The following is a 483-nucleotide window of genomic DNA, read 5'->3' on the forward strand; positions in this document are numbered from 1 at the left end:
CAGCTCGACCACCGAGAGCTGCGGGATCGCAAAGCGGTCGCCGGCGGCTTCGACGATCAGGGCCGAGACGATCGCCAGCGTCAGCGGGATCTTGATGGTGACCGAGGAGCCCTCGCCGGCGACGCTCTTGATGTCGATGGTGCCGCCGATCTGGTCGATATTGGTGCGCACCACGTCCATGCCGACGCCGCGGCCGGAGACCGAGGTGATGGCGGCCGCGGTCGAGAAGCCCGGCGCGAAGATGAACTTGTGGATCTGGGCTTCGCTCATCTTCTCGAGCTCGGCCTCGGTGACCAACCCAGAGGAGATCGCCTTGGCCTTGATCTTCTCGGTGTTGAGGCCGCGGCCGTTGTCGGCGATGCAGATGATGATGTGGCCGCCCTCGTGATAGGCGGACAGGCGGATGGTGCCCTGCTCGCCCTTGCCGGACGCAACGCGCTCGGCGGGGGTCTCCAGGCCATGATCGGCGGAGTTGCGCACCAT

Annotated in this window: 1 protein-coding gene; it reads right to left on the reverse strand. The window is 66.5% G+C overall.

Annotated features, from left to right (window positions below; all coding sequences use genetic code 11):
• Positions 1-483: chemotaxis protein CheA (locus RAD04_RS38470; RefSeq protein ID WP_461627940.1), on the reverse strand; the 483-nt coding region annotated here is incomplete at both ends.

It is taken from the genome of Bradyrhizobium sp. 25ACV, assembly GCF_054863005.1.